Annotated in this window: 13 protein-coding genes; 7 read left to right on the forward strand and 6 right to left on the reverse strand. The window is 62.0% G+C overall.

All coding sequences use genetic code 11. From position 1 onward, the window contains the following. Positions 1-329: 329 nt before the first annotated feature. Positions 330-1,511, reverse strand: coding sequence for a site-specific integrase (locus A9D14_RS11435; RefSeq protein WP_066846541.1), 1,182 nt, complete (start codon positions 1,509-1,511; stop codon positions 330-332). Then, the gene (locus A9D14_RS11440) at positions 1,508-2,500 is read right to left on the reverse strand and encodes a tyrosine-type recombinase/integrase (RefSeq protein ID WP_066846543.1); all 993 of its coding nucleotides are present in this window, start codon (positions 2,498-2,500) and stop codon (positions 1,508-1,510) included. The genes A9D14_RS11435 and A9D14_RS11440 overlap by 4 nt, the downstream gene beginning before the upstream one ends. A gap of 822 nt (positions 2,501-3,322) precedes the next feature. Between A9D14_RS11440 and A9D14_RS11445 the strand changes: the two genes are divergently transcribed. After that, a complete protein-coding gene (locus A9D14_RS11445; RefSeq protein ID WP_066846545.1) occupies positions 3,323-4,225 on the forward strand; it encodes a DNA-methyltransferase in 903 nt (300 codons plus the stop codon). Beyond that, positions 4,222-6,942 (forward strand): N-6 DNA methylase, encoded by a 2,721-nt coding sequence (locus tag A9D14_RS11450; RefSeq protein WP_157668211.1) that lies wholly within the window; start codon positions 4,222-4,224, stop codon positions 6,940-6,942. Before A9D14_RS11445 ends, A9D14_RS11450 begins: the two co-directional genes overlap by 4 nt. A 6-nt stretch (positions 6,943-6,948) precedes the next feature. Here A9D14_RS11450 and A9D14_RS11455 read toward each other — a convergent pair whose 3' ends face one another. From A9D14_RS11455 to kdsA, 3 genes are all read right to left on the reverse strand, one after another. Further along, positions 6,949-8,010, reverse strand: a complete 1,062-nt coding sequence (locus A9D14_RS11455) for a phospholipase D family protein (RefSeq protein WP_157668212.1) — start codon at positions 8,008-8,010, stop codon at positions 6,949-6,951. Between the two features lie 596 nt (positions 8,011-8,606). Then, positions 8,607-9,644 carry a phytanoyl-CoA dioxygenase family protein gene (locus A9D14_RS11460; RefSeq protein ID WP_066846551.1) on the reverse strand — a complete coding sequence of 346 codons (1,038 nt, stop codon included), beginning with the start codon at positions 9,642-9,644 and terminating at the stop codon, positions 8,607-8,609. 30 nt (positions 9,645-9,674) lie between these two features. Further along, positions 9,675-10,517 (reverse strand): 3-deoxy-8-phosphooctulonate synthase, encoded by an 843-nt coding sequence (gene kdsA, locus A9D14_RS11465; protein ID WP_066846553.1) that lies wholly within the window; start codon positions 10,515-10,517, stop codon positions 9,675-9,677. 200 nt (positions 10,518-10,717) lie between these two features. Between kdsA and A9D14_RS11470 the strand changes: the two genes are divergently transcribed. From A9D14_RS11470 to A9D14_RS11490, 5 genes are read left to right on the forward strand one after another with little or no spacing between them, the layout of a single operon-like run. Further along, a complete protein-coding gene (locus tag A9D14_RS11470; protein ID WP_066846555.1) occupies positions 10,718-11,710 on the forward strand; it encodes a KpsF/GutQ family sugar-phosphate isomerase in 993 nt (330 codons plus the stop codon). Between the two features lie 3 nt (positions 11,711-11,713). Further along, a complete protein-coding gene (locus tag A9D14_RS11475) occupies positions 11,714-12,568 on the forward strand; it encodes a 3-deoxy-manno-octulosonate cytidylyltransferase (protein ID WP_066846556.1) in 855 nt (284 codons plus the stop codon). A 20-nt stretch (positions 12,569-12,588) separates the two neighbouring features. Beyond that, complete coding sequence (locus tag A9D14_RS11480) at positions 12,589-13,203, forward strand: histidine phosphatase family protein (RefSeq protein WP_066849005.1); 615 nt, start codon at positions 12,589-12,591, stop codon at positions 13,201-13,203. Continuing rightward, the gene (locus A9D14_RS11485; protein WP_066846558.1) at positions 13,200-14,903 is read left to right on the forward strand and encodes a capsular polysaccharide export protein, LipB/KpsS family; all 1,704 of its coding nucleotides are present in this window, start codon (positions 13,200-13,202) and stop codon (positions 14,901-14,903) included. Before A9D14_RS11480 ends, A9D14_RS11485 begins: the two co-directional genes overlap by 4 nt. Next, the gene (locus tag A9D14_RS11490; RefSeq protein WP_066846561.1) at positions 14,903-16,096 is read left to right on the forward strand and encodes a glycosyltransferase family 4 protein; all 1,194 of its coding nucleotides are present in this window, start codon (positions 14,903-14,905) and stop codon (positions 16,094-16,096) included. The genes A9D14_RS11485 and A9D14_RS11490 overlap by 1 nt, the downstream gene beginning before the upstream one ends. Positions 16,097-16,100: 4 nt before the next feature. Here A9D14_RS11490 and A9D14_RS11495 read toward each other — a convergent pair whose 3' ends face one another. Continuing rightward, positions 16,101-16,712, reverse strand: coding sequence for a sterol desaturase family protein (locus A9D14_RS11495; RefSeq protein WP_066846564.1), 612 nt, complete (start codon positions 16,710-16,712; stop codon positions 16,101-16,103). Between the last annotated feature and the right edge of the window lie 58 nt (positions 16,713-16,770).

A 16,770-nucleotide genomic window follows, 5' to 3' on the forward strand; every position in this document is an offset into this window, starting at 1 on the left:
ACAGCCCATCGGGCCGGACTTGGGCGCATTGCCTTACCGGGCGCCGGAATAAATGCCCGAAGCCAAACTGTTAGATCATCGATTTGGTGCTGTCAAAAGCCTTACGCGAACAGTCTACCTTGCACTTGGAGAATGTCGGCTTTCGATATCGGCATCTGTATCTTCGATTTCCGAATCGAGGGCACGAAGCCGCCCCCAAGCTACTACCTAATCCAATGGCAGGTATCAGGATCGCGATTAGAACGATGAAATGTCCAATATTGGGGCGCATTGCTGCCAAGCGAATTAGACCCCACGACATTGAATTCGAATCTCTGGAGCGCGAAATCTCACTGACGCCAGGGGGCTTCGGATAGCGCCAGTCTGCACGCGATTTCATCACCAATTTCGGTCGCAGCCTCAAGGAGGGAGGTATCATCCAAGTGTGCATACCGAGCTGTTGTCGAAACCTGCCTGTGGCCAAGGAGGCTTCCAATCATCGGCAAAGTCTCGGATGATCGCGCTGCCAGGCTGGCATAGTTGTGCCTCAGATCGTGGAGCCTGACGTCATCCAGACCGGCATCACGTCGGAGCTTGCGCCAGAACCAGTCAATCGCTGAAACCGACTGCCCCTTGAATGGAAACACCCGCTCATCCCTCTTCCCGCGCGGTAATCCATCCAGCACCGCCCTCGCCTCCTCGCCAAGCCAGACGATACGCGGGCCGGTCTTGGAGTCGGTCAGTTTGAGCTTCCTCCCCTGAACCTCGCCCCAGGTGAGGTTGAGGATTTCGCCGCGTCGGCATCCTGTCAACGCGAGCAGTGTGACTAGCGCCACTTCGACGGGCTGGTCAGCGCGCCGGTCGGCAAGGGCTTTCCCGAGCCGCGCCATTTCGGCGTCGCTCAGAAACCGTTCGATCTTGCGCCCCCTGTTCTTCTTCACGCCTCGAAAGGGGTTTGAGTGCTCAGGAATATAGCCCCAGGCCTCGGCCTTGGCGAACATGGCTTTCAGAATTTCCATGGCGCGGTTTGCTGCACCCGGCCCTGCCGAGCGTGTAACCTCCGCGTGCCAGCGCACCGCATCGGCATGACCGATCTCGTCGATGAAGTTGTCCGCGAACGCATGATCGAGATGGGTGCGGCGGTAGATGTCGTGGATCTCGCGCGTCGACTTCTTCCAGGTCGGTGCCGCCACATCCCAGTAGGACTGAAGGAACGCCGCATAGGTCGGCGTCTTCCGGCCGCGCTTCTTCTTGTCTGCCGGGTTCTGCCCGAGCTCGATCCGGAGGATCAGTCGGCGGGCAACATCCTTCGCGAGGCGCTCGGTAACAATGGCGGCATCGCCGATCGTTATCAACCGCTGCTTGCCGCCGATGGTCCGCTGGAGGACGTAGCTCTTGCGTCCTGAGATGTGGATGCGCTCGCCAAAGCCCGGAAGCACATAGTCAAACCTCGTTCGCCGCTTCCCCGCCTCACCCGGAACAACGCGCGCGAGTTCCTCGGCCAGGATATGCTTGAGGTCGTATCCCGTCACGCCGCGATGCCCAGTGCGCCGGCGAGGCTCGAACAGATCCGCTCGGCACTCTCCAAGATGATGTCGTCGGCTAGGTGCGCATAGCGCGCGGTCGTCTCGGGCAACGCATGCCCCAAGAGCTTGCCGATGGTCGCGAGCGGAATGCCCTTGGCAATGGCCACCGAGGCAAAGCTGTGGCGAAGATCATGAAGCCGGACATCGGGTAGAGCGGCCTTGCGCCTGATTTTGATCCAGTGCTGTCCCAGATCGATTGGAATCTCCCGATGCAACGCCGGAAAGACAAGCTGGTCGTCGGCACGGCGGTCGAGGCCATTCAGAACGTCAATCGCTTGCCGGTTGAGATAGATGGTCTTCGGGCCGGTCTTGCTGTCGGGCAAGGCAAGTCGAGGAATCTGGACGTAGCGCCAGCGCAGTGTTGTGATCTCAGAGGCACGTGCGCCCGTGTAAACGAACATGAGGAGCGCCGGGATCACGAACGGGTTCGCAAACTCGTGACTGGCTAACACGCGGCCGAGCCGGCGGTATTCGTCGGCGGAAAGGTAGCGCTCCGGGAGCTCGCGCTTGAAGCGGGAAACACCGCGACAAGGGTTGGTGCTCTTGGCGCGATACCCGAGCTTTTCCGCATACTGCATCATGACAGACATGATCGGGATGGTGCGATTGAAGCTCCCTTCCCTCTTTGTCATGGTGTCGCGCCAGCGGTTGATGTCTGACCGTGCGATCATGTCGACCGGAAGTTCGCCGAAATGCGGAATGAGCAGCTGATCGATGCGCGAGCGCGAGCTCGTCCTGGTCGACGGCTTCCAGTGCGGCGAATAGTCGGTCCAGAATTCCTCGGCGAAGTCGACAAAGAGCGGGACCTTTTTCTGCTCGGGCGCAGACGGCAGGTCGGCAAGCGTAGCCCTGATGAGCAATCTGCGCGCGGCAGCGCGCGCGGCGGGAGCGCCCAGCGCACCTGCCGCCACTCCCGCGCGTCCCAGCGTCACCATCCTCTGCACGCCTCGGGGCCTGTACTTCACTATCCAGCTAAGGTGTCCGGACTTGCGCTTGCGCAGTCCGAAGCCAGGCAGTTCATTATCCCATGTAATCCCGAGCGGAAGTGAGGCTCGACGGGCCACATGACCGGTCAGTTTCAGCTTATTGGATTGGCGTTTGTGGGTGACGGCTGTGCCTTGCCCACCCACAGATTGCCGGTGGGTTAGAAATTTCGAACTATCTGTTTTTACTAGGTTTTGCTCCATAAATGCAGCTTAGGCTGCGTCCGGTGTGCTGGGTCAAGCCCATACTCATATGCGCGTCAGTGACCAGGAAATTTGCCTGAAAGAATCCCGCAGAAAATTGTTGTATTTCAAGTTGGATAGGCGGCCGCGCGCGACAACCGAGCGCCGAAATTTATAGAAAGCACTTCTGACGGATTGGTCCTGAATTTGGCTATTTGTTCCGGAATGGGGACCAAATACCCTTGATCAGATGCCAACTTCCCCTGGTGATTAGCGTCGCACTTCAGGGTATTGCCTCTTGGCATATTCTGCGCATATGTTCCCTTAATGTTCTCACCTATTGCAAAGTGCCTCAGAGTGCTGCAAGGTGCTGCAAAGGGGAATGGCGATGGCTGCCAAAAATCGAGTCACGATCAATCTTGAGGACGAAGAATACGAAGCTCTCGTTGACGTTGCGACGAGAGCCGACCGCTCGATTGCGTGGGTTGGAAGGCATGCAATCGTGGAGTTTCTAGTGTCCAAAGAGAGGAAAGAAGTTCCCCTCCTCGCTATCGCAGGAACAGGCAGCTCGCCGTTCGGGAAGCCGAAAGGATGAAGTATCTTGGCGGAGATATTCACCAAGGTGATTGCCTTGAGGTAATGGCTGATTTGCCCGATCAGTCAGTCGATCTGATCCTTTGCGATCTACCTTATGGGACCACACAGAATAAGTGGGACAGCGTCATTCCGTTGGACGAGCTTTGGTCTCAGTATCGAAGGATTATCAAGCCGAAAGGCGTGATCGCTTTGTCATCCCAAGGTATCTTCACAGCGCGCCTGATGCTGAGCAATGAGGCGTGGTTTAAGTACAAATTCGTGTGGGTAAAAAGCAAGCCGACCAACTTCCTTAATGCTCGTCGCCAGCCCCTTCGGCAACACGAGGACATCTGCATTTTCTACGGCAGACAACCTAATTACAGGCCTGTCATGTCGAAGGGTGAACCGTACGATAAGGGGACCCGCAAAGCGCAGTATACCGGAAGCTATGGGGACTTTAAGCCTGTCCAGGTGAAGAGTGACGGCGAGCGGTTTCCGACCGATACGCTTTACTGCAAGACAGCAGAAAGCGAAGCAGGCGGCCGAGTGTGGCACCCCACACAAAAGCCCGTTGCGTTGGGTCGTTACCTGATACGGATGTTCACTGGGCCGGGTGACGTTGTGTTGGACAACGCGTTCGGAAGCGGAAGCTTTTTGGTTGCCGCAGCGCTTGAGGGGCGGCGTTTCATCGGAATCGAAAAGAACGAGGAGGTCCACCTCTTCAAGGAAAAGCAAATTGACTACATCAAGGTCGCCAAGGAGCGGCTTACAGAGGTTGAAGCAGCCATCAAAGCTAAGACCCCCGCACCGCCGTTATATTCGGCACTCCAACCTGCGGCACGAGCTGGTCAGCCAAACCGTCGGGGTATGGTTGACGTCGATGCGGTCATTAGAGACTCAGAGAAGCTAACCGCGTGAGTGGTCCCTCTGCTAACTACAACGAGCGTTCATGGGCGATTGATTTGATCGGCCATATGAAGTTGCTCGCCGCCCGCGATAATCGTTCGATCAAAGATGCAGGCGGTGAGCAAACCGTCAAGGCGGAAGGGGGTAGCCTCTTCCCGGATGTCTTGCTTTTCGGCGATCGTTCAACCGCACGGATTCTGCAGGGTTGGGAATTGAAGATGCCCGATACGAGCATCGACGATTTCGAGTTCCGTGATAACGCGGAGACCAAAGCACGAGCTCTCGGCCTAGATAGTTTTCTGCTTTGGAACGTGTCGCATGCGCGGCTTTACACCCGCAACGATGAAACGGGCGAGTTTGAAGCAGCGGAGCGTTGGGATGAACTCTCGGACATCAAGACCCGCGCTAGCGTGGCAAGCAGCCGAGGACGGTGGGAAGCCTTAGCAGAGAAAATTTTCGGGCATCTGAATGACCTTTTTGACCGCGGGTCGCTCGAAGGTCGACAGTTTATCGACGCTTATCGCAGCGGTGGCGTAACATCTCTCATTATGGAAAATTCGGGGTTGGTAGCACAGGCGTTGACGGACGCCGCGCGCCGAGATTCTCGACTACGAGCCGAGATGACATTGTGGTGGGACCGATACCGGGCCGAATATGGCGAGGGCTCCAAGGAGCAGGTCTTAGCGCAAGCAGTTATATCCAATTGGATTGGGAAAATTCTATTCGGACATATCCTTAGAGAGAAGGATGTGCGCGCCCGGCGAGTTGCTGCGATTGATGAAGACACCACTCCTAGTGAAGCGCTCGACCTATTCCGGCAATTGTCCGAGGACTGCAATTTCTGGACGATATTCTCGGATAGCCTAGGGCTAAGTCTGGTGCCCACGCCGGTCTGGGACCAACTCTTACAGTTCCACAAATTGCTGTCCGACCTGCGGGTCGGTTCGGTAGACCAGGGGCAGCTCTCTGGAGTACTGGAAGCTACGGTCGAGGTGGCCGTTCGCAAACTTCGCGGGCAATATCCTACACCAATCGAGCTTGCGCGCCTCCTCACAAGCCTTTGTATTCGGAACACGGTGGAGGACCGGGTTCTCGATCCGTGCTGCGGAAGCGGGACAATTGCGCGCGCAGCAATTGAACAGAAGTTATCGGCGAGTGTCGATCCTGACCGGGTGGCTTCGACGGTTTTTGCAGGCGACCAAGATCCACAAGCGGTGCAGATCGCGACCTTCGCGTTGGCAAAAGCGAGCCTGATGCATCAGCCGCTACGTATATTCCAAAGGGACGCTTTTTCTCTAGAACGCGAAACCGATCTTGACTTCCGTAATCCTACAAACGGCAATGTCTTTGCCGAACGCGTTGGCCAGTTTGACGCCATTACCAGCAACTTGCCCTTCGTAGCGCAGGCTGGGCGAAAGCAATATGGGAATGCCCTTGACCGTGTGGCTGCAAGCCTCGGCCAAGGTGGTGAAAGGTTCACTCGGCGCGCCGACGTTTCAGCTTATTTGCCGTTCGCCTTACATCCGCTTTTGAATGACAATGGGCGTCTTGGAATCATCATTACCAATGCGTGGCTTGGTACAGATTGGGGCGACGATTTCTACTCGCTACTGGGACGCTACTATGATCTCAAGTGTGTGATCACGTCGGGCGCTGGACGCTGGTTTCAGAACAGCGAGGTTGTTACCAACATCCTGATTCTCGACAAGAAAGCTGATCCATCAACGCCCAGCGGCAATGTTAAATACGTGGTCTTGACCCGACCGCTAGAAGAGCTTGCTGATGAGGAAGCGGTTGAGATCGCAGCGGCTCAAATTGAGCTAGGCCAGACGCAGAATGACACGATGACAATTCGCGAAGTCAGCCACGCTGACCTCGCCCGGTATCGACAATTCGGATTAGGCGGGAACGCGCAATTCGTCGACTGTGATTGGATTTTAGACCTACCGCTGAGCCCGCTGACCGATCACTTCGCAATCCGGCGTGGAGAACGTCGGGGAATGAATGCGCTTTTCTACCCTGATGCTGGGCATGGCATCGAGGCGGAATACGTGAAACCGCTAGCAAAAGGACCGAGCGATTTCGCCCGACTGACAAGTCCCGCCGCAAAGGTGGCCTTCTCTTGTTCCCGATCCAAGGCGGAACTTGAAGCTCTGGGGCACAAGGGAGCACTAGCTTGGATCAAGCGATTCGAGACGCCCGAAAACATTGCCAAGTTGAGCCGGAATGGCATGCATTGGTATGAGATGCGCGCGGACACGCTGACCGATTTGGTGATGTTTATTGCTTATGGTGACCGTCTGTTTGTCGGTCGTGTTGATCCGCCGGCATTCGCAGATCAGCGTTTGGTGCGGCTTGACCCAGTTCGCGAGATCGACATCGATTTGATGCATGCGTTGCTCAACAGCACGATATCAATGTTCCTAATCGAAGGTATGGGGTTCGGGAGAGGCTTGGGTGCCTTGGACTTGAACAAGGATCGCATTGAAAATTACATGCACTGCCTCGATCCGGGGGAACTCGATACGGCAGGCATTGAGGCGATCAAAGCGGCGTTCACGCCTCTTACTTCGCGCGATATTCTTGAGATTGCCGATGAGCTAGAGCAGGCAGATCGTCGTGAATTCGACCAAGCGGTCCTCAATGCCTTCCGACTAGATATCGATCTGGACCGGATTTATGATGCCCTGCTCTCGCTTGCAGAAATCCGTCGCACGGCAAACGAATAGTACGGATCAAATATAACCGAATCGTCGCCCGCCGGGCCCATTCCTCGTCACAAACTGGGCATCAATGCCCTTCGATTGTTTAACAATACTTTTGAATCGTTGGCTCGTTATTTTGAGCAACTGCATCTCGAATTTCTTAGTTCCAGAAAGTTTCCGGAAAACGATTGCAAGATCGGAACGGTTCGCTCCTGATGCAGGCCTCGTTGTTGTTCTGTTGACTGCGGATTGGATGGACGCCGAATTGAGCATCAGGCGCCACATGTCGTTCTGCACCCGTTTCGTGAAAACGAGGGCGTGCTCCTGTCCATCAACAGTGACGAACTTTCTCTTCTCCGGTGAAGCACTCAACGCGAAGTAGGGCATCATTGCCTTTGGGAACTCAAGGTCTCGCCCGCCAGCATTTGCGCTACCGACTTCGAGCCAAGCGATAGTTGCACTTTTCGGACTTCCATCAAACGTGGGTTCTTCGCCTACAACCTCGTGGGGATCAGGTTCAGGTGGAGCGGCTCCAATGTCAGCAACCTTCTTTCGTTGCTTCTTCGCCTTTTTAAACAGTTCCTTGTAGTCTGTAAGCTCCTGGACGGAGGGAGAGTGACCCAAGTTCCACATCTCCCGCCATTGCTTCTTAAGGGCGTTGGCTTCCTTTGCGGCCTCGGCGGTCAGTATCACGGCAACTTCACCATTCTTGCGGAGACCGTTTACCGTCATGTTTCCCGAGCCAATGGCGGCAGCAGCATTGCTCTTTTCGCTCGAAGACCAAAGGAGATACATCTTGGGGTGAAATCTGCGTGATGGTGTAAGCTTCACAACACGCAGTTCGCTACCGGGCAACTGCTCTATGTACTCCAGCGCTTCTGGCTGGCTGATCGCGTCGTCTAGACCGACTACCCACCTTGATACTTGCGGGATGCCACCCACCGCCAAGGCGAGCGCTTTCACGCCGGGTAAGGTGGCGTACGCAACGGCGACATCCAGACGGTCGAAATTTCCCACCGCACTGGAAGCGGCTAAAGCCTTACCCAGCGTTTGGTCTGCCGCTCCACCCTGCGAGATCAGCGTCCACTTCAACGCAGACCGCCAAGAATGTGTATGATCGAATACCCAGTCATTGATGCCCCCCTCGAAACGCAGGATGCACATGCAAGTTGAGAAGTCTACAGCACGATGCTCATTCGTTGCTCCCGAAGCTACTGAAGAGCTTATGCAATAGCCTCGCCAACTTGCTGAACCGTCCCACGTGAATTGGCGTCGTCAAGGGAGCATAGCGGTCGCTCGTCTAGACATTGGCATGACTGACTAGGCGCCCGATCATCGGCAAAGTTTCCTTTGGTTCGCCGCATCCCCTATATCGTGGATGCGGACACCAAGTAGTCCTGCCTCGTCTCTGCGCATGCGCCAGAAGCTATCCACGCAGCGAAGTGGCTTTCGTTCCTGAACTTCGCATCAAGGGGTGTGATTTGAGTATCGGCTTTCGGGCGGTCGAAGGAAGGCAACCAATGACTGAAGTTGGGGCGCAAGCGGGAGCGATCAGGGCAAATCAGCGGCGATTTCCCAATGATTTGAGTGCCCAGCTTCGTCCTCTATGGGGCACCAAATAATCCCTGACATATCGGATAAACTCCCCTTGCGGGGACCGGCAGCGCGATTGCGGGCTCGGGCGGGCGCTAGTCTTCCGCCGGGGCGTCGATGGGCCGGCGCACGCCCGCGGGCTGCCATGGCTGCCCGATGCGATGCGCGAAACGGTCGCGAAAGGCCCATAGCCAGCCCACGCGCCGCTCGGCGATGCCGGGCAGGCTGAGCATATCGCCGCCGAGCCACGGCAGGAACGGGTTGCGCCGCGCATAGGACCATATCTCGACCCGCTCGCCCGCCTGTGCCGCCGCGCCGCGGGCGTGGAACCCGCCGGTATCGGCCACCACCAGCGTATTGGCGGGCACGGCCAGCCCCTCTGCCGGGCCAAGGCCCATCGCGGCAAGGTCGTCGTCGCTGACCCGCGGCGATCCGCGCGCCGAGAGCCGGTCGATCGCCGCGGGATCGGACAAGCTGCGCCGATACTCCCAGTCCAGCCGCCGGGCCGTATAAAGGTGCGACCCGCGCACATAGGTAAACGGCCCGTCCTCTGCCCGCACCGGGTTCAGGAACAGCCACGCCTTCATCGAGGCGTGGAAGCTGTCGGCGTGGACCGTTTCCTGCGGGTCGGGATCGTTCCCGCCGCACTGGCTGACGATGGTCTGGATGTAATGCAGCGGCTCGGTCCGATAGCTTGCGACATAGTGGAACAGCCCCCTGATGTCGCGCCGCGCCAGAAATGTGCGCAGCTGCGGCACGGCGTCCAGCATGGCGGGGTCGATCGCCATGCGCCGGGTCACCGCGTCGCCCTGCCGCATTTCGCGCGCGGGACCTTCATAGGAAAGAAGCGCCTGCCGAAGCGCGGGAAAGTCGCGCGGATCGATTGCATTCCCGATCGCCACGAAACCGTCGCGGTCGAACGCCTTGCGCCAGTCGGCCCGCACATGGCGCGCCAATCGGCGGCGGCGCCAGCGGCACAGCCGGTCGGCAAGCCGCACGCGCGCGCGGTGCAGCCCCATGCGGTTCAGCCGTCTCGAACCGATCAGCGGATGGTCGAGGAAGCTTTTCGCCGAGGTCGCAAGCTGCAGCACATGCAGCGGCGCCAGCAAGATCCTTGCGAGCCGTGCAGCCATCGTCACCGTCCTAGCCTGGCCGGTTCGCCGTCATGCCGCCCGCTCGCCCTGCTTTACCAAGGAGTCGATCGCCATAAGCTGCTTCAGCAAGGGTTCGAACAGGTCGAGCCGCAGTGCATTGGGCCCGTCGGACAGCGCCTTGTCGGGATCGGGATGGGTTTCCATGAACACGCCCGACACGCCGGCGGCGACCGCCGCGCGCGCCAGCAGCGGTACATATTCCCGCTGCCCGCCCGACTTGCTGCCAAGCCCGCCCGGCTGCTGCACCGAATGGGTCGCGTCGAACACTATTGGACAACCCGTCTCGGCCATGATCGACAGGCTGCGCATGTCGGACACCAGCGTGTTGTAGCCGAACGAGGTGCCGCGTTCGCACAGCATGATATTGTCGCCCGGATGGCCGGCGGCCTGCGCGGCATTGCGCGCCTTGGCGACCACCTGCTGCATGTCGGCAGGCGCCATGAACTGCGCCTTCTTGATGTTCACCGGCTTGCCGGTCGCGGCCACGGCGGCGATGAAATCGGTCTGCCGCGCCAGGAATGCGGGGGTCTGCAGCACGTCCACCACCTCGGCCACCGCGGCGGCCTGTGCAGGTTCATGCACGTCGGTCAGCACCGGAAGGCCCGTTTCGGCGCGCACCTTTTCCAGGATGCGCAGCCCCTCCTCCATGCCCGGACCGCGGAAGGACTGGTCCGAACTGCGGTTCGCCTTGTCGAAGGAGCTCTTGTAGATCAGCAGTAGGCCCAGCCTGCGCGCGGTGGCGGCAAGACTGTCCGCAACATGCAGTGCATGGAACTCGCTTTCGATTACGCAAGGACCAGCTATCGCGAAAAGCGGGCTGGTCGTCGACAATTGGTGGCCGCAAAGGATCATAAGTGGTTGCTGCAATCCCGCCAGACCTTGGGAATGGCGCTGTTAATACTAACACAATTTGAATATATTGACCGGTGGATCAAGTCTGGGGCCGCTTTGACAAAAAAATACCTGTCAGGCAATTGGTAACCATTCTGGCTTATGCCACGGGGTCGCAGAACTGGTGGGGCGCCATGCCCGATGCAAAGTTGATATCAACAATGAATCTTCACGTCGCGCCGTCGCCGCACAGGCTGTCGGCACTCAGGACGCTGGATATCGAGATCGAGGGTCTCGTTGCGCTCAAGGACGCGCTGACGAGTCCGGGTCTGGGCAAGTCGCTGGAAATGGCGATCCATGCGATCGCCACCACCTCCGGCCGCGTGGTCGTGACCGGCATGGGGAAAAGCGGGCATGTCGCGCGCAAGATCGCCGCGACCATGCGTTCCACGGGTACGTCGGCGCTGTTCCTCCACCCGGGCGAAGCGAGCCACGGCGACCTTGGCGTGATCTCGCCGGGCGATGTCGTGCTGGCGATCACCTGGTCGGGCGAAACGCGCGAGCTTAATGACATCTTCCATTATTGCCGCCATTACGGCGTGACGCTGGTCGTCGCGACCGCGCAGCCGGACAGCACGGCCGGGCGCGCGGCGGACATCTGCCTGTCCCTTCCGCAAGTGCGCGAGGCGTGTCCCAATGCGCTGGCGCCGACTTCGTCCACCACGCTGCAGCTGGTGCTGGGCGATGCGCTGGCGGTCGCGCTGATCGAGGCGCGGGGATTTTCGCCCAACGATTTCCGCGTGTTCCATCCCGGCGGACGGCTTGGCGCGTTGCTGGCGACGGTGAACGACGTGATGGGAACGGGCGACGCGGTGCCGCGGGTGTCGACCAGCACGTCGATCATGGGCGCCACGATCGAGATGAACCGCAAGCGTTACGGCTGCACCGCGGTGGTGGACGACCAGGACCGGCTGGTCGGCGCGTTCACCGACGGCGACCTGCGCCGCTGCATCACGGTCTATGACCTCAAGGAAGACATTGCCCGCCACATGTCGCTCAACCCGGTGTCGATCGATCCGGATTGCCTGTGCAGCGAAGCGCTGGGCGTGATGAACGAGAATGCCGTCTCGGTCCTGTTCGTGACCCGTCAGGACAGGCTGGTCGGGATCATCCACATGCACGACATCGTCAAGCTGGGTATCGAGCGGAGCTGAAGCGTGCCGGGCGGCGAAAGGTCTGCGGCGCGCGCGCTGGTCGTGATACCCGCTCGCCATGGATCGACGCGGCTGCCGGGCAAGCCGCTGCTGTCCATCGCCGGGCGCACCCTGCTGGAACGGGTGCTGGCGAATGCCAATGCCGCCGCAAGGCTGGCGGGGAACTGCGACATCGTCGTCGCGACCGATGACGAGCGGATCGCCGACCACGCCCGCGAACTGGGCGCGGACGTCCGGATGACCTCGCCCGATCTCGATTCCGGATCCGCCCGCGCCTTCGCCGCGGCGCTGCAATGCGCTATTGCGCCCGATCACGTCATCAATTTGCAGGGGGACGCGCCCTTCGTCGCGCCCGATGTGATCGCCGGGCTGATCGCCGCGCTGCGATCCGGTTCCGCCGATGTCGCGACGCCGGTCTACCGGCTGGACTGGGCGCGGCTGGACCGGCTGCGCGCGCACAAGCAGACCGCTCCGTTCAGCGGCACGACCTGCGTGCGCGATGCACAGGGCCGCGCGTTGTGGTTTTCCAAGACCATCCTGCCCGCCCTGCGGGACGAGGCCGGGCTGCGCATCGCCGATCCGCTATCGCCGGTGTGGCAGCACCTGGGCCTTTACGCCTATACGATGCGCGCGCTGGAATGGTTCGCCGCCGCGCCGCAAGGCCGTTACGAGGCGATGGAAGGGCTGGAGCAATTGCGATTCCTGGAAAACGGCTGGACCGTGGCGACCGTGCCGGTGGCCGCGCCCGATCACGCCTTGTCCGGCATCGATACGCCGCAGGACCTTGTGCTTGCCGAGGACGCGATCGCGCGGCTGGGCGATCCGTTTCCCGCCGCCGCGGAGCAGTCGCCGGCGTGACGCCGGATGCGAAACCCTGCATGTTCATCATCGTCCGCCATGGCAACACCTTCGAAACCGGTGAGCTTCCGCGCCGCATCGGCTCGCGCACCGACCTGCCGCTGACCGCGCAGGGCCGTGAACAGGGACAGGCGCTGGGGCGGCATTTCGCGGCGCAAGGCATCCGCTTTGCCCGCGCCTTCGTATCCCCGCTGCTGCGCACGCGGCAGACCGCGGACGCAATCCTGGCGCATCAGCCTGCCCCCGCCGCCCGCGCCGAGACAGCCGGTTTCCTGCGCGAAATCGACCACGGCCCGGACGAGAACGAGGCGGAGGACACCATTCTCGCCCGCATCGGAAAGGATGCGCTTGCCGCTTGGGACACGCGCGCCATCCCGCCGCCCGGCTGGCAAGTCGATCCCGAAGCGCGCTTGTCCGCCTGGCGCGGGCTGTTCGCGGGCGAGACGGATGCCGGCGGCCCCGTGCTGCTGGTGACGAGCAATGGCGCGGCGCGCTTCGCATTGCTGGCGGATCGCGGCCTTGCCGAGGGGGCGCGCGCGGCCTCCACGCTAAAGCTGCCGACCGGCGGCTATGGCATGATCGGGCGGGGCGAAGCGGGCGCACTCGAACTGCAGGGCTGGGGCATCCGGCCATGACCGTACCTCCCCTGCTGCGCGTCCCGCCCTTTCCGGGACGCAAACCCGCGATCCCGGTGTCCGATCCGCCGCCACCATTCGTTCCGGAGGGGGCGGAACGCGCTTTCCTGTTCGAGAAGTTCCGGCAGGCGCGCGTGGGCGGGGACTTCTGGTTGCCCCCCGCCCTTCTGTCCCGACCGGCCGGCGCGGTGTTCAGGCCGCGCAGCCTGGCCGATGTGCGCATGCTGCTGCCGCTTGCCCGCAAGGCGGAAAGCGAAAGCGTGTTGTGGGCGACGCACGATGCCGCGCTGCTGCGCCTGCTTGCCGAAATGGGCGCGGGGCGGGCGCTGGGCATGGCCGATGTCGATCCGTGGTCGGTGCTGTGCGGTGCATCGGTCCTTTACGCGCATGGCGATGACGAATGGGCGGCGCTGGCCCGTATCGCCGGTTTGCAGGTCGAAATCCTGTCCCCCGGCCCCTATGGCGATCCGGGGGACGGCGCGGACACGCTCGGCGCGCGCGCTGCGGCGGCGCTGGCGCAGCCGATGGCCGATCCGTTCGGCGAAGGCTGGCTGACCATGCCGCAGACCGCCGCCCTGCTGGCGGACTGGCGGCGGGTGATTGACGCCAATCGCGGCAATACTGGCGAGACCATTGTGGCGGCCTGCGGGATCGCCTGGTGGAAACGTGCCGAAATTCGCCGTTTCCTGTGGACGCCGGGGCAGCGGCTGCGGATCGTGTCCAGCCCGCGCCGCGCAGTCGCGGTCGCGGCCCGGGCGGGCGGCGCGCTGGCCATCTGGCCCTCGCGCGTGTCGCCCGCGCTGCTGGCCGCGGCGCACGACAAGGGCGTGCCGCTGGTGCGGGTGGAGGACGGCTTCGTTCGCTCGGTCGGGCTGGGCAGCAATCTGGTGCCCCCATCCTCGATTATCGTCGACCGCCGCGGCATCCATTTCGACCCTTCCGGCCCCAGCGCGCTGGAGGACATACTGGCGGGCGCTGAATTCTCCGAAGAGCTGTTGGGCCGTGCGCGGGCATTGGCGCAGACCATCCTGTCCGCCGGTATCAGCAAATATGCGGCTGGCCGCGGCGATACCGCGCTGCCGCAGCGGAAGGGCGGTCGCTGCATCGTGCTGGTGCCCGGCCAGGTCGAGGACGACATGTCGGTGCTGGCGGGCGGCGGCGGGCTGACGTCGAACCTGGAACTGCTGCGCCGCGTCCGCGCGCGAGAGCCCGAGGCGGAGATCTGGTGGCGGCCGCATCCCGATGTCGATGCGGGCCACCGGCTGGGGACGGTGCCCGACGAACAGGCGCTTCGCCATGCCGACCGCATCATGCGCGGGGGCAGCATGGCGGCCCTGCTCGACCATGTCGATGCGGTGCATGTGCTGACCTCGCTGACCGGGTTCGAGGCGCTGATGCGCGGGCGCGAGGTGGTCTGCCACGGCACGCCGTTCTATGCGGGCTGGGGACTGACGCGCGATCTTGCCCCGGTGCCCGACCGGCGCGGGCGCAGGCTGGACATCGACCAACTCGTTGCAGGTGTGCTCATCCTCTACCCGCGCTATCTCGATCCGGTGACCGGACTCCCCTGCCCTCCCGAAACGCTGGTGGCGCGCATGGCGCGGGACAGCGCGGTCAACCGGCAGGGCTGGATCGGTCCGCTGCGCCGCTGGCAGGGCCGCCTGATGACGCGGGTGCGGAAGCTGGGCAGCACCGCGTGATGAGCGGCGTGATCCTCGATATCTCGCGCCTGATTTCGCGCGTGCGCCATGTGACTCCGTCGGGCGTCGACCGGGTCGAGATGGCCTATGCGCGCGGGCTGCTGGCCGAATATGGCGACGGCCTCGCATTTGCGGCGGTCCATCCCTCCGGCCTCTATGGGCGCCTTAGGCGCAAGGCGGCGCTTGCCTATCTGGACGAGCTGGAGCGGCGCTGGGCGCATGACCGCGAAGACAGCCGCCAGCGCTCGCTGGGTTCGGCGATGCCGTGGCTGTCGGCGCTGCGGCCGACGGCTCGCGGTATCGGGTCGGGCGGTGTCTATGTACAGGTCTCGCCCCATCATCTGACCCGCAAGGAACAGGTGGGCCGCATCCTGGCGCGCGAAAATTGCCGCTATCTGGTGCTGGTCCACGATCTGATCCCCATCGAATATCCCGAATATGCGCGCCCCGGCGGGGCCGAGCTGCACGCCAGGCGCATGGACAGCGTCGGCAGCCATGCCGATGCGGTGATCGTCAATTCGCAGGCAACCGGCGCGTCGCTGACCCGCTGGCTGCAGGCGAACGGCCACCGCGTCCCGCCGGTACACGTGGCGCTGCTGGGGACCGAGCCGGTGGCCGACGTGCCGGCATTCCGGTTTCCTGACGAGAGGCCCTTCTTCCTGTGCCTTGGCACCATCGAGCCGCGCAAGAACCACCTGCTGCTGCTGCATTTGTGGCGGGAGATGGCGGCCAGCCTTCCCGCCGAAACGGTGCCGCGGCTGGTCGTGGTCGGCCGCCGGGGGTGGGAGAACGAGCAGATCGTCGACCTGCTGGACCGGTGCGAGGGTTTGCGGCCGCATCTGGCCGAGATCAACCGCTGCCCCGATCATCAGCTGGCCGCCTTGCTGCGCGGCGCGCGCGCCCTTGTCATGCCGTCCTTTGCCGAGGGTTACGGCATGCCCATTGCCGAGGCGCTGAGCGTCGGCACGCCCGTCATCGCCAGCGACAAGCCGGCCCACCGCGAGGTCGGCGGCGCGGCGCCCGATTACCTCGACCCGCTGGACGGTCCCGGCTGGCGCAAGGCGGTGCTGGATCACGCGGGCGGAGGATCGTTGCACACCGGCCAGATGGCGCGGCTTGCCGAATGGCGGGCTCCCGGCTGGGGTGCCCACATGGCCACCGCGCGCAAGGCCATCGAAAGCCTGCGCGGCTGAACCGTCAGCGCTTCAGCGAGCGCAGATGGCTTCCGAAGACGCGGTCCCAGAACAGGAAGGTGACCGCGTAATTCGCATTCTCGTCAATATGATGGTGACGCATGTGATGGCGCTTGATCGCGCGTGCGAGCCCGCTGCGCATCGGCAGCTGGTGACAGGCGAAATGGGTCAGGTCGTACATTACATAGCCCAGCATGAAGCCCAGGAAAGCCCATGTGCCCGCATCGCCCAGCAGCAGTGCGAAAATGCCCCAGATGCACAGCGCGACCGGAATGCTGACCACCGGCGGCATCAGATTGCGCAGTCGGTCGTTCGGTTGCAGATGGTGGCTGCCGTGGATCAGGAAGGCCAGCGCCTGAAGCGGTGCGAAGCGCGCCTTCCAGTGGAACAGGAAGCGGTGCATCGCATATTCGAACAGGCTCCACACCAGAAGCCCGGCGGCGGAAAGGCCAAGCCCCGCCAGCGGACCGACCGCGCCCCAGCCCGCCAGCGCGATCAGCGGCAGCAGCACGCCCCAGGTCACCAGGAACCACGAGAGCGATACGACCGTCAGCCGCTCCAGCCACGCGTTCTGGAACAGGGGCATGCGGTTATCGATGGAAGCGGCGCGTTTCATTGCCCCCAAGTCTGGACAGAACGGCCCTGCCGCTGTCAAGCGGTTCGCACCGAAATGG

Source organism: Croceicoccus marinus, from assembly GCF_001661675.2.
Classification (GTDB): domain Bacteria; phylum Pseudomonadota; class Alphaproteobacteria; order Sphingomonadales; family Sphingomonadaceae; genus Croceicoccus; species Croceicoccus marinus.

Bases quoted from the DNA above. Each gene is read 5' to 3' on its own strand.
- A9D14_RS11440 (WP_066846543.1), bottom strand. From the start codon at position 2,500: ATGGTGACGCTGGGACGCGCGGGAGTGGCGGCAGGTGCGCTGGGCGCT.
- A9D14_RS11445 (WP_066846545.1), top strand. From the start codon at position 3,323: ATGAAGTATCTTGGCGGAGATATTCACCAAGGTGATTGCCTTGAGGTA.
- A9D14_RS11460 (WP_066846551.1), bottom strand. From the start codon at position 9,644: ATGGCTGCACGGCTCGCAAGGATCTTGCTGGCGCCGCTGCATGTGCTG.
- kdsA (WP_066846553.1), bottom strand. From the start codon at position 10,517: ATGATCCTTTGCGGCCACCAATTGTCGACGACCAGCCCGCTTTTCGCG.
- A9D14_RS11470 (WP_066846555.1), top strand. From the start codon at position 10,718: ATGAATCTTCACGTCGCGCCGTCGCCGCACAGGCTGTCGGCACTCAGG.
- A9D14_RS11480 (WP_066849005.1), top strand. From the start codon at position 12,589: ATGTTCATCATCGTCCGCCATGGCAACACCTTCGAAACCGGTGAGCTT.
- A9D14_RS11485 (WP_066846558.1), top strand. From the start codon at position 13,200: ATGACCGTACCTCCCCTGCTGCGCGTCCCGCCCTTTCCGGGACGCAAA.
- A9D14_RS11490 (WP_066846561.1), top strand. From the start codon at position 14,903: ATGAGCGGCGTGATCCTCGATATCTCGCGCCTGATTTCGCGCGTGCGC.
- A9D14_RS11495 (WP_066846564.1), bottom strand. From the start codon at position 16,712: ATGAAACGCGCCGCTTCCATCGATAACCGCATGCCCCTGTTCCAGAAC.